11 protein-coding genes are annotated in these 12,406 nt (G+C 62.5%); 6 read left to right on the plus strand and 5 right to left on the minus strand.

The window, feature by feature from the left end; genetic code table 11:
* The first annotated feature begins 4 nt into the window (after positions 1-4).
* Genes AB8B33_RS31725 through AB8B33_RS31740 form a run of 4 tightly spaced genes read left to right on the plus strand, consistent with a single transcriptional unit; the run spans position 5 to position 3,799 of the window.
* Positions 5-346, plus strand: a complete 342-nt coding sequence (locus AB8B33_RS31725; RefSeq protein ID WP_439018404.1) for a DUF3088 domain-containing protein — start codon at positions 5-7, stop codon at positions 344-346.
* A gap of 12 nt (positions 347-358) precedes the next feature.
* Entirely contained in the window at positions 359-1,591 is a 1,233-nt protein-coding gene (locus tag AB8B33_RS31730) for an acyl-CoA dehydrogenase family protein (protein ID WP_439018405.1), read from the plus strand.
* On the plus strand, positions 1,588-2,913 hold the full coding sequence (locus AB8B33_RS31735; protein ID WP_439018406.1) for an LLM class flavin-dependent oxidoreductase: 1,326 nt from the start codon (positions 1,588-1,590) through the stop codon (positions 2,911-2,913). The genes AB8B33_RS31730 and AB8B33_RS31735 overlap by 4 nt, the downstream gene beginning before the upstream one ends.
* Positions 2,914-2,947: 34 nt before the next feature.
* Positions 2,948-3,799 carry an NADPH-dependent oxidoreductase gene (locus tag AB8B33_RS31740; protein WP_113320720.1) on the plus strand — a complete coding sequence of 284 codons (852 nt, stop codon included), beginning with the start codon at positions 2,948-2,950 and terminating at the stop codon, positions 3,797-3,799.
* Positions 3,800-3,826: 27 nt separating this feature from the next.
* Here AB8B33_RS31740 and gcvA read toward each other — a convergent pair whose 3' ends face one another.
* The gene (gcvA, locus tag AB8B33_RS31745) at positions 3,827-4,837 is read right to left on the minus strand and encodes a transcriptional regulator GcvA (RefSeq protein WP_113320719.1); all 1,011 of its coding nucleotides are present in this window, start codon (positions 4,835-4,837) and stop codon (positions 3,827-3,829) included.
* Positions 4,838-5,136: 299 nt separating this feature from the next.
* Here gcvA and AB8B33_RS31750 point away from each other — a divergent pair, with 299 nt between their 5' ends.
* Complete coding sequence (locus AB8B33_RS31750; RefSeq protein WP_439018407.1) at positions 5,137-6,744, plus strand: ABC transporter substrate-binding protein; 1,608 nt, start codon at positions 5,137-5,139, stop codon at positions 6,742-6,744.
* Positions 6,745-6,758: 14 nt separating this feature from the next.
* Positions 6,759-8,378: an ABC transporter substrate-binding protein gene (locus tag AB8B33_RS31755; RefSeq protein WP_439018408.1), complete on the plus strand. Its 1,620-nt coding sequence runs from the start codon at positions 6,759-6,761 to the stop codon at positions 8,376-8,378.
* Positions 8,379-8,470: 92 nt separating this feature from the next.
* Here AB8B33_RS31755 and AB8B33_RS31760 read toward each other — a convergent pair whose 3' ends face one another.
* The 4 genes from AB8B33_RS31760 to AB8B33_RS31775 all read right to left on the minus strand — a co-directional run bounded on the left by AB8B33_RS31760 (position 8,471) and on the right by AB8B33_RS31775 (position 12,396).
* On the minus strand, positions 8,471-9,358 hold the full coding sequence (locus tag AB8B33_RS31760) for an FAD/NAD(P)-binding protein (RefSeq protein ID WP_439018409.1): 888 nt from the start codon (positions 9,356-9,358) through the stop codon (positions 8,471-8,473).
* Between the two features lie 63 nt (positions 9,359-9,421).
* Positions 9,422-9,889: an FAD/NAD(P)-binding protein gene (locus AB8B33_RS31765; RefSeq protein ID WP_439018410.1), complete on the minus strand. Its 468-nt coding sequence runs from the start codon at positions 9,887-9,889 to the stop codon at positions 9,422-9,424.
* Positions 9,890-10,020: 131 nt separating this feature from the next.
* The gene (locus AB8B33_RS31770) at positions 10,021-11,265 is read right to left on the minus strand and encodes an acyl-CoA dehydrogenase family protein (RefSeq protein WP_439018411.1); all 1,245 of its coding nucleotides are present in this window, start codon (positions 11,263-11,265) and stop codon (positions 10,021-10,023) included.
* Positions 11,266-11,337: 72 nt separating this feature from the next.
* Positions 11,338-12,396 (minus strand): aldo/keto reductase, encoded by a 1,059-nt coding sequence (locus AB8B33_RS31775; RefSeq protein ID WP_439018412.1) that lies wholly within the window; start codon positions 12,394-12,396, stop codon positions 11,338-11,340.
* Positions 12,397-12,406: the final 10 nt, after the last annotated feature.

Raw genomic sequence — 12,406 nt, forward strand, 5'->3', positions numbered from 1 at the left:
ACCAATGAGCCACGACAAGCTTTATCTCATCGAACCGGGTTTTTCCGATCCCAACAAGCCGGGCGTCAGTTTCGTCTGCCCCTATTGCAACGCTATCGAGGGACTGCTGGCGTCCTTCCCCGATCTTGCAGGCAGGATCGAGGTGGAGCGGGTTGCCTTTCCCCGGCCGCGCGCAAGCGTGATTGCTGCCGTCGGCGAGGAACATCAGTCGTTGCCCGTGCTTGTTCTCGCCGAGAACGCACCGGCTGATGCGGAACACTGGAATGGCGTGCGTTTCGTCAACAAGACCGATCGCATCCTCGAACTGCTTGCCGAGCGCCATGGCTTCCCCCGGCTTCATAACTGAAGGAAGAACACCGTGACCGTAAAGCCTGGAACGTTCGAGCCAAATCAACCAGAGCCGACACCAAATCCGCCTGCCCTGTTTGAGGCGGATCGAGACAATCCCTATCTCGCCAAGGCGGCCGAACTCACGGAGATCTTTGCTCACGATGCTGTCGAACGCGACCAGCTCGGCGGCCGACCCTGCGAACAGATTAGGCTTCTGAAGGAGAGCGGCCTCGTCAATCTGCTGATCCCGAAGGAATTCGGCGGTGAGGGGCAGCCCTATTCGACCGCGCTCAGGGTTCTGCGTGAATTTTCCAAGGTCGATGGTTCGCTCGGTCATCTCTACGGCTATCATTTCAGCCCGCTGCAGAACGCGGCGACGGCTGGCGACAAGCGCTCACATGAGATCTTGCGTCGCTCAGCGGATGGCCGCTGGTTCTGGGGCAATACGACCAACAGTTTTTCGAAGAGCCTGTTCGGCCGAAAGACCGCCGGTGGTGTCATCCTGAACGGCTTTCGCCCCTTCGCCTCCGGCTCGCATGTCGCCGACTATCTCATGGTCGCCTGGGAAGACGAGGAAACCAACCAGCGCAGCTTTGCCTATATTCCGGCCAATCGTCCGGGGATCACCATCGCCGACGATTGGGACGGTATCGGCCAACGGCAGACAGGCAGCGGTAGAGTCTTCTACAAGGATGTCGGGATCGACGGTGACGAAATCCTGGCGGAGCGCCCGCGCGACCCGATCGCGCTTCTGGCGCCCCAGCAGCAGCAGAGCGTGCTCCTCAACGTCTTTGTCGGCACCGCCCAGGGCGCGCTCACAGCAGCCCGCGACTATACGGTCACGAAATCACGGCCCTGGATCTATTCCGGCGTCGAGCGACACGTCGACGATCCCTGGATCAAGCGGCAATATGGTGAGCTCTGGACGAAGGTGCAGGCTGCGACCGCGCTTGCCGACCGGGCAGCTCAGGCCATGGACGCCGCCTATGCCAAAGGCGCTGCACTGACGGCGGACGAGCGCGGCCAGGCAGCGATTGCAGTTGCTTCCGCCAACGTGCTGGCCGGCAAGGTGGCGCTCGAGGTGACAAGCGAGATCTTCGAGGTCATGGGCGCGCGGTCGGCGGTGCGCGCCCATGGTTTCGACCGGTTCTGGCGCAATGTGCGCATCCATACGCTGCACAATCCGGCCGAATACAAGACACGCAATGTCGGGACGTGGTTCCTGACGGGCGACTGTCCTGAACCCGGGATATTCCAATGAGCGGGCGTGAGCTTCATCTCAACATCAATATCCTGCATTCGGGCTTCTCGCCTGCGGCTTGGCGGATGGAAGGCAGCGATCCGCGCGCCTCCTTCGATATCAATCACTACATCAATGTCGCCAGGATCGCCGAACGCGGCACGTTCGATGCCGTCTTCCTCGCCGACCAGGCGGCGATCTCGGACCGGGTGGACTTCCGGCCGCTGACCTCGCTCGAGCCAACGATCGTGCTTGCGCTGGTCGCCGCCAACACACAGCATATCGGGCTCATCGCCACCGCCTCGACGACCTATAACGAACCCTACAATATCGCCCGTCGCTTTGCGACGCTTGACCATGCGAGCGCCGGCCGGGCCGGCTGGAACATCGTCACCAGCGCCGACCTGTCGCAGAGCCGCAATTTCGGCCTCGAAAAGCCGGTCGCCCATTCCAGCCGCTACGAGCGCGCCGGCGAATTTACCGCCGTCGTCAAGGCGCTGTGGGACAGCTGGGAGGAAGATGCCTTTATCGGCGATGTCGCGACAGGCCGTTTCGTCGATCCGACACGTGTCCATGCGATCGCCCATCGCGGCAAGCATTTCCAGGTGCACGGGCCGCACAATATTCCACGCCCGCCTCAGGGCCATCCGGTTCTCGTCCAGGCCGGCGGCTCGGACGATGGAAGAGAGCTTGCGGCCGAACATGCCGAAGCCGTTTTCTCCGCCTCGCAATCCTTCGAAGAGGCGCTCGATTATGCCGGTGACCTGCGCCGGCGTGCCGCCCGCTTCGGCAGGCCGGCCGACAGCATCCTCGTGCTTGCCGGCCTCGCGACGATCATCGGCAGTACCGAGATCGAGGCCAAACGCCGGCAGGAAGAGCTGCGCGAGCTGATACCGCTCGAATATAGTCTCGCTCGACTTGCGGGCGTGCTGCAGCTCGACGCCAAGAACCTCGACCTCGACGCGCCGCTACCGGACGACATTCCGCTGCCACCCGATGGCGGCCATACATTCTTCCGTGCGACGCTGGCGCTCGCCAAACGGGAAGGGCTCAGCGTGCGCGGCCTGATCCGTGCCTTGAACGGGGGCACCGGCCATCGCACCATTGTCGGCACGCCACAGGACGTTGCCGACGACATCGAACACTGGTTTGTCGCCGGCGCGGCAGATGGCTTCAACCTGATGCCGGACGTATTGCCGCACGGGCTCGAGGTCTTCGTCGACGAGGTCGTGCCGATCCTGCGCAAACGCGGACTATTCCGGCGAGCCTATAGCGGCCGGACGCTTCGCGAGCATCTCGGTCTTGCCCGCCCGACCAACCCGTATGCGGCCGCGGCAGAATAGCGATCGACAATGACAGCAGACAGGGGAAATCGATATGACGCCATCAACAGCAGCAGAAAGAAACGTCGGCAACGACAGGCTGAAGGCGCTTGCCGGCGAGCGTTACCGCAATAAGCAGCAGCTTTCGGGCGATTGGACCGAAACCATCGAGACGATCCTCTCACATCGGAGCGTGCGTCACTATCTGCAGGACCCGGTACCGGCGGAGGCAATCGAGCTTGCCGTTGCCGCCGCCCAGTCGGCACCGAGTTCCTCGAACCTGCAGGCCTGGAGCGTGGTTGCCGTTGAAGACGTCGAACGTCGCGGACGTTTGAATGCGGTTGCCGGCAATCAGCGCCAGATCGCCCAGGCCCCGCTTCTGCTCGTCTGGCTCGCCGATCTTGCCCGACCGCGCAAGATTGCAACCGAGCGCGGCGCGACGGGCGAAGGTCTTGACTACGTGGAAAGCTTTCTTCTTGGCGTGATCGACGCGGCACTCGCCGCCCAGAACGCCGTCGTCGCCCTGGAATCTCTTGGCCTCGGCACCTGCTATATCGGTGCGATCCGCAACGATCCGGAAACGGTCGCCCGCGAACTCGCCCTGCCCGATGGTGTCTTTCCCGTTTTTGGCCTGACGGTCGGTTATCCCGATCCGGCGGTGCCCGCCGGCGTCAAGCCACGCCTGCCGCAGACAAGCGTCCTGCACCGCGAGCGCTATCGAGATGGCGCACCGGCCGATGATCTCGCCGGTTACAATTATATTCTCAGAACCTTCCAGACCGAACAGACCATGCCTCTGATCGACTGGACCGATCAGGTTCGCAATCGCATCGGCACGGTCGAGGCGCTCAGGGGCCGCCATGTACTTGGCGAGGTGGCGCGCAAACTGGGGTTCCGGCTGAAATAGGCCGTCCCGGCCTGCCTCTGCGCGATCTCACTCGGCGGCGATCATATCGAAATCGGATCGAGGGCTACGGGAGGAGGCGACCTCAATCGTCTGCGCGGCGCGCGCCTCGGCAAGCAGCCAGTTGCGGAAGAGATCGACCCGCATCAGCCGCGCCTTGTGGGTGGATGTGACGAAAAAATAGGAATAGCCGACCGCCTGCGGACTGCCGAGGGGGCAGACGAGCCGGCCACTGCGGATCTCGGCTTCCGCGAGCCGGATCTTGCCGAGACCGAGCCCCTGGCCGGCGACAGCCGCGTCGAGCACCAGCGAGGACTGGTTCAATCGGAAGCCGCCGCGCGACGGGCGATAGGAAAGTCCCTCGGCGCGCAGCCAAGCATGCCAGTCCGGGCAGGCATGGTCATGCTCAGCCCCTTCTTCATGAAGAAGCGGCACGTCTTCGATCGCCTCCGGTCGCTCCCACAATCCGTGGTGGTCGGCAAATTGCGGACTGCAGACTGGCACGACCGCCTCTGAGAAGAGATGATCGACCGCGAGGCCGGGATAGGCGCCGCTGCCGAAGCGGATCACGCAGTCGGCGTCGCTCGCGTCGAGGTCCGTCAAATCGGTCGAGGCTTCGACCAGGACCTGCAGGCCGGGGGCTGCGCGGCGAAGCGCATCGAGCCGCGGGATCAGCCATTTGCTGGCGAAGGACGGTGCGACGGACACCCGGATCGGCTGCTCGTGATCGCTCGTCGCAAACTGCGTCATGGCCGAAAGAACGGCGTCGAAGGCATCGGTCAGACCCGGCATTAGGGCGTGGCCTGCTGGTGTCAGCTGCAGCTGGCCGCGCACCCGGTTGAACAGCGGCTGGCCAAGGTAGTTTTCCAGGAGCCTGATCTGCTGGCCGACGGCAGCCGAGGTGACGTGCAGCTCTTCGGCGGCACGGATGAAATTGAGATGACGCGCCGTCGCGACGAAGGCGCGCAGCGACGTCAGCGGCGGCAGACGGGCAAGCGTCGGATTGATGGTCTTCCTGCGGTGGGGCGCGAGCGTGTTCATGAGCTGATTGCACCACAAACCGACCAGACAAGACGAGAACCCACTTTGCGCCGATAGCGAGGCCGGAAACATTTCCTTGCGCGTGATCACCCTTGCCGGAGAAGCAAAAACTAAAATCGAAAAATTGTCTACTAAAAGACTAGATTATTACGGCCACGGCACGCCTGCCGATTTGCGCGAAGCTTTGCTTTCGGGCGCTGTTAGAAAAACATTCTTCTCGATTTCCCCTCCCCGGACCGATCATGCGCGCTCACCAAGGCGTGGGCCTCGGCAGGCCGAAACGGACACAGGGGGTCGTTATGGATATCAACAGACGTCAGCTCAATCAGCTCTTCGCGTTCACGGCGCTCAGCGCCGTGGTGCCCATCGGCCGCTTTGCCGAGGCGGCGGAGCCTGTCGCCGGCGGTACGCTCAATCTGCTCGTCCAGCCGGAGCCACCCACACTCGTCACCCTTGCGCATACGGCAGGCCCGACCACCCGCGTCTCCGGCAAGGTCACCGAAGGATTGCTGGCTTACGGGCTGGACTTCAAGCCGATCCCGCAGCTTGCGACCGCCTGGTACGTCAGCGACGACGGGCTGGAATACCGTTTCGAACTCAGGCAAGGCGTCAAATGGCATGACGGCAAACCCTTTGCCGCCGAGGATGTCGCCTTCTCGATCCTGGCACTCAAGGAGGTGCATCCGCGTGGCCGGGCCACCTTCTCCAGCGTCAAGGAGGTCGCGACACCGGATGCCCATACCGCCATCATCCGCCTGTCGAAGCCGGCGCCCTATCTGATCGGCGCCTTGCAGGCGAGCGAATCCCCGATTGTGCCCAAACATGTCTACGAGGGCGCCACCGATCTTGCCGGACACGCAAATGGCCGCGCCCCGATCGGCACCGGTCCTTTCATCTTCCGTGAATGGGCGGTCGGCAGCCATGTGATCCTGGATCGCAATCCCGACTATTGGGACCAGGGCAAACCCTATCTCGACCGCATCGTCGTCAAGTTCATTCCCGATGCCAGCGCCAGACTTGCAGCACTTGAGACCGGCGAAGTCGATATTGCTCCCGATACGCCGGTGTCGCTGAGCGAAATCGACCGGCTGAAAGCCTCGCCCACGCTTGCCGTCGACGATCGCGGCAACGATTATTCGCCTACTGTCTACCGCATCGAGTTCAACCTGCAGAACGAGTATTTCAAGCATGACAAGGTCCGCCAGGCCGTGGCCCATGCGATCGACCGGCAGACTGTCGCCAATATCGCCTTCTACGGCTATGCGGTCGCAGCGCCGAGCCCGATCAGCCCCTTCCTCAAGGCTTTCTATAATCCTGACGTCCCGGTCTATGCCCATGATCCGGCAAAGGCCGAACAGCTTCTCGACGAAGCAGGCTTCCCGCGCGGGCCAGACGGTGTGCGCTTCGAGGTGCCGCACGATGTGATGCCCTATGGCGACACCTATACTCGTATCGGTGACTATCTGCGCGATGCGCTGTCCAAGATCGGCGTCAAGGTGACGCTGCGCGGACAGGATGTGCCGACCTGGCTGAAGCGCGTCTACACCGACCGCGATTTCGCCTTCGTCACCAACGGCATGGGCAATACGTTCGATCCGACCATCGGCGTGCAGCGTCTCTACTGGTCGAAGAACTTCAAGAAGGGCGTGCCCTTCTCGAACGGCTCGGGCTACAACAATCCGGAAATCGACGCGATCTTCGAACAGGCTGCGGTCGAGAACGACAGGGCCAAACGCGTCGAACTCTTCAACCGCATGCAGGTGATCATCGCCCGCGATCTGCCCGATATCACGCTCGTCTCCTTCCGGCAGCTGACGATCTTCAACAAGAAGGTCCAGGACCATACGGTGGTTGCCGACGGTCTCTCGGGCAGCCTCTCCTCCGCCTATCTCCTCAAGAACGCCTGACAGGGACGATCCTCATGAGCATCAATCGTCGCACCTTCAACCAGCTGCTGCTTTTATCCACCGCCAGCACGCTCGTGCCCTCGTTCGGCCTCAAGGCCGCAGAAGACAAGCCGAAGCCGGGCGGAACGCTGAACTTCATCGTCGTACCAGAACCGCCGACAATCCTGGCGCTGGCGCACACCGCCGGCGGCACGCAGAAGGTCAGTCCGAAGATCACCGAGGGGCTGTTGACCTATGATTTCGACCTGACCCCCAAACCGCAGCTTGCGACCGAATGGTCGATATCGGACGATGGCCTGAGCTACACGTTCAGGTTGCGGCCTGATGTCAAATGGCATGATGGCAAACCCTTCACCGCCGATGACGTCGCCTATTCGATCGAGCTCTTAAAGCAGGTCCATCCGCGCGGGCGCGGCACCTTCGCCAATGTCGTCAGGGTCGAGACACCTGATCCGCTGACAGCGGTCATCCGCCTGTCGAAGCCCGCGCCCTACCTGCTCAGCGCTCTCTATGCGGCGGAATCGCCGATCGTGCCGAAGCATATCTACGACAATATCGCGATCGCCGACGTGCCGCTCAACAAGAACGGCAGCGCACCGATCGGCACCGGCCCTTTCGTCTTCAAGGAATGGACGCGCGGCTCGCATATCATCCTGGAGCGTAATGCCGACTACTGGGATGCAGGCAAACCCTATCTCGACCAGATCGTCATCCGCTTCGTGCCCGATGGAGCGGCACGAGCAGCAGGATTCGAGACCGGCGAATTCGATATCGGCGGCGACAATCCGATCCCGCTCAGCGATCTCGAGCGCATCAAGGCGCTGCCGAACATCAGCGTCGATTCCCGCGGTTACGAAACCAAGGGCGATCAGACCCAGCTCATCTTCAATCTCGACAACGAATATCTGAAGGATGTCAGAGTTCGCCGCGCCATCGCCCACGCGATCGATCTCGACATCATCCTCAACACAGTCTGGTACGGTTACGGCCATATTTCGCCGACACCGATCAGTACCTTCCTGTCACGCTACCACGACGGCTCGATCAAGCCCTACGCCTACGATCTTGCGGCAGCCGAACAGCTTCTCGACGAGGCCGGCTACAAGCGCGGCGCCGACGGCACGCGCTTTGCCCTCAGGCTCACCCACAATTCCTACAATGAAGGCTTCAAGCGGGTCATCGAATATCTGAAACAGAATCTCACCCGTATCGGCATTGCCGCGACGATCGATTCCTACGATTTCTCGACCTACATCCAGAAGGTCTATACCGAACGCGTCTTCGACGTCACGGCCGAATATCTCGGCAACCAGTTCGATCCGACGCTCGGCGTCCAGCGCATCTACTGGTCGAAGAACTTCAAGCTCGGCCTGCCTTTTTCCAATGCGGCGCATTACGCCAACCCGGAGGTCGACCGGCTGCTGGAGGCAGCATCAATCGAAATCGACGAGCACAAGCGAAGACAAGAATTCAACGATTTCCAGAGGATCATCGCCGACGAGGTTCCGGTGGTCAATCTGATCGCGCTGGAAAATGTCACGGTCTTCAACAAGCGGGTGAAGAACCACACGGTCGGCGCCGAAGGCGTCCAGGCCAATTTCGCCGAGGTCTATATCAAGGACGGCGAAGGCTGACGGTTCGGGGGTCACGACCAGCCTTCACGGATCGGGGGCGCATCGCCAGATGCGCCCCCGATCGCTTTCCGATCTGTCGAATAAATGTTTGCTTAAGAGGCGGCGCGGGCCGGCGTGAATTTCGCGAGGATGCGGTCGGCAAGCGCGATCGCCTGCGTGCGCTGCTCGGTGATCGAGCTCGATTCCCAGGCGACACCGCGCAACGGATGGCCGATGGCGCTCAAGTTGCGGTGAACGCACCCTTCCTCATTGATGAGGTCGCCTTCAGGGGTGGCGTCGATGCCGAAGCCGGTCGAATGCGGGCGCACCTCGCCGCTTGAAAGAAGCTGGCGAACAAACGGATCAGAGATTTGCCGCCAGTCGTGCAGCTGATGTCCACGGCAATCGATCACACCGCCGAACACGGTATCCTCGAGGCCGCCCGCCGTCTTCAGGGTTGCTGCAATACCGTTTTCATCAGGCCTTAGCGCCAGCAGGCGGGCCGTCTCTGCGACGAGCCGTCCCTGCGACCGCGCTTCTTCGACGCTGCGGTGGCTTTCCGGCGCGGATCGATGTGCCGTCACGTCCCAGAAGGCCCTCAGATGACGGGCAAAGCGCAGTCTTTCCCGATCCTCTGCATTCTGCCAGAGCGGCAGGATGTAGGGGCGAATGGCAAGCGGCAGCCCCTGCCAGTCCCCACCAGCGGCGGCAAGCCGGCGCCGTTCCGCCTTGACGCGCGCAAGCAGGCCGCGCGCCGTCGCAGGAAAGGGTCCCTCGGCGAGAAAGTCGCGGGCCGGCTCGGCATTCCTGCGACCCTCGACGAACTGGCCCCGCCGCGAAATCACCCGGTAACGTCCACGAAACCCCCTCGCCTCCATGCTCGCGATCGCATCAACCATGGAGAGACTGGCACCGATGATGAGGATATCGGAACTGTCGCGCAACCGGTCGAGCGCTGCCGTGTTCCAGGGATTTTCGGCAAAGCGCGGATGTCTCGCCACAGCTGCCTCGGCAGGGCGCAGATCGGGCTGGAATACCCCGAGCGCCAGGACGGCCTCGTCCGCTTACAAGACAGTGCCGTCCGTGGTCGCAACACGGACCCGGTGTGGCGATGATGACAGATGTGCCGCCGACGAACGGACATGCTGCAGGCTCGATCCGGAGCGTGCCTGTGCAACCGCGCGCTTCAGTTCGTAGCGCACATAGGTCCCGTAAAGATGGCGCGGCGGGCTGCTTGCGGCAACGTCTGCGGGCGGCTGCCAGCCGTTGGCGGGGCCGTGTTCGGTAAGCCAGCGGGCCAGGTGCCCCATGTCTTCGGGATAGAGCGAGAAGATCTCAGCCGGTCCGTTGACGAGATGGGCGGGATCGCTGGTGCTATAGGCAACGCCGCGCCCGAGCTCGGCACGCGGCTCGATGATGGTGATCGACAGCGCGACCGTGGTCTGGTCGAGCAGTTTGAGCGCGGTTAGCGCGCCGGCAAACCCGCCGCCGATAATGATGACGGAATGGCCTGGCTTTGGATCGAAATGCATGAGACCTCCCTCCCCGTCACGCAGATCCGGGGGACGACAGCAAGAAAGGCGCAAAGTTCTCCTGCCGACGCGGCGGCCGGAGATCCGGATGACCCCGGGTGATAGATGGAAGCGACGCGACCGGCTGGGCTTTAGAAGACCTTGCCTTCCTCCAGATGCGTCCTCGTTCCGTTGATGTAGAAATCGCCGACCACACGCGCCTTGTGCAAAAGCGGATTATGGTTGAGCACAGTGCGGATATTGCGCCAGTGGCGGTCAAGGTTGAGATGCCTCGATGTAGCCGAGCCACCGCCGAGCTCGAAGACGTTGGTTGCGGCAGAAAGCGCGATCTGAGAGGCGACGATCTGCGTGCGCGCCGTCGTCAGGGCGCTTTCGACAAGAGCCGCTTCCAGTCGTTCCGGATCGCCTGCTCCGAACGCCGCGACGGAACGGTCAAGCGCGCGGGCCGCCTCGCGGATCAGCGTATCGACAGCAAACGAGCCGCTGGCGATCTCACCCAGAATTTTCTGGACAAAGGGGTCGGCATTGGCCGTCTCGGCCGCGCTATGGGCAGCCGAACGTGCCTGTCTGCGCACGTAATCGGTACCCTCGGCCACTGCGCCGCGCACCGCACCTGCCATGGAAGCGGCAAGGTGGAGCTGGCGCAGGGTTGATGTATGACGCCCGACAAGCGAATTGAGGCCGCGCGTGGAAATCTCATGGGCCAGCACCTCCACGTCCTCGAGCAGCACGCCGCCGCTTGCGGTCAGCCGTTGGCCCATGCCGTCCCAGTCATCGAGAATGGTGATGCCTTTGCGGTCGACCGGCAAGAGAACGCTGACGAGCTGGTCCTCGTCATTTTTCGCGCTGAAGGAAGCGAAATCGGAAAAGGCAGTGCCCGTCGCATACCATTTGCGGCCGTTGAGGCGATAGCTGTCGCCGGATTTTGAAAGCCTGGTCGTCACCTCGCCGGGCCGCTTGGTGCCCTGTTCCGTATGAGCGCCGCCGAACAGCTTGCCGGCAAGCACTCTGGCAAGCTGTGTGCGATCGAGCGCTGTATTCGGATTGAGAATGAGGCTCTCGGTGAAATTGAAGTGGCTGCGAAGCGCATGCGCCACATTGGAATCGGCCGCACCGATCGCCATGATCGTTTCGATATAGTCGAGGACACTGCCGCCAGGCCCGCCGAGCGAGACGGGGATGCGCAGCGCTCCGAGACCGGCCTCCTTGAACAGGCGGAAAGCCTCAAACGGAAGCTCGCGATCGAGATCGCGCCGTGCCGCTTCCTTGCCGATTTCGGCTGCGAGCGCCGGTACCGTCGAAAGCAGGGCGGCAAGATCGGAATCGGGCGCAGATCCACCTGCAGATAACAGCACGGAAGAGGTCGGAGTGGCCATGGTCAAGCTTTCAACGGCGGATTTTTGAAGAATGGGGAGGATCCACACGAGAGCGGATCCTCCCTGACGGCCTCAGGCGACGGCGCGCGTCAGCGACACGACATTGTCGGTCCCACCTTCGCTGACGCGCGGAACGCGCCCTTCGACCGGATGGCTTGGATCGTTGAAGCCCGGCGTCGACGGATGACCGGCCGTCACCAGCCTGTCGACCAGGGCCTCGTCCTCGGCATCGAGCTTGACGTCGAGCGCGCGGATATAGCTGTCCCAATGCTCTTCGGTGCGCGGACCGGTGATGGCGGCCGAGATCAGCTTGTTGTTCAGCACCCAGGCGAGCGCGAACTCGGTCGGCGTAATGCCCTTGCGGTTGGCATGGGCAGCGATCTCCTTGGCGATCGCAATCGATTCCGGACGCCATTCGGTTTCGAGGATGCGCTTGTCGCCACGGCCTGCACGCGTATCGGCACCCGGCTCCTTGCCCGGCTCGTATTTGCCGGTCAGCACGCCGCGGGCGAGCGGCGAATAGGAGACAACGCCGAGGCCGTAGTAGTGGGCGGCCGGCAACTGTTCGGCTTCGGCCGTGCGGTTGACGATGTTGTAGAGTGGCTGGCTTGCGACCGGCCGATCGATGCCGAGCTGATCGGCAAGATGAGCGATCTCGGCGATGCGCCAGCCACGGAAATTCGAGACCCCGAAATAGCGAAGCTTGCCCGCGCGGATAAGGTCAGCAATGGCGCGCACCGGCTCTTCGAGCGGCGCGTCGAAGACGGCGCGGTGGAAATAGAGGATGTCGATATAGTCGGTGTTCAGCCGGCGCAGCGAATTCTCCACCGTCTCGATCACCCATTTGCGCGAGTGGCCGCCAAGGTTCGGGCCCTTGGTGTGCGAGTTGACGAACTTGGTCGCCAATACCCAATGGTCGCGGCTTGACTTGATGCCACGGCCCACGACCTCTTCCGACTTGCCGTCGTGATAGACGTCGGCCGTGTCGATGAAGTTGATCCCCTGCTCGCGGGCCTTGTCGATGATGCGGAAGGCGACCTCATCGGGCGTCGGCCCGCCGAACATCATGGTTCCAAGGCTGAGCGGTGACACTTTGAGCGCGCTGCGCCCGAGGTAGCGATAATCGACCATTTCATTCTCC

The organism is Rhizobium sp. 768_B6_N1_8 (assembly GCF_051811225.1).
GTDB lineage: Bacteria > Pseudomonadota > Alphaproteobacteria > Rhizobiales > Rhizobiaceae > Rhizobium.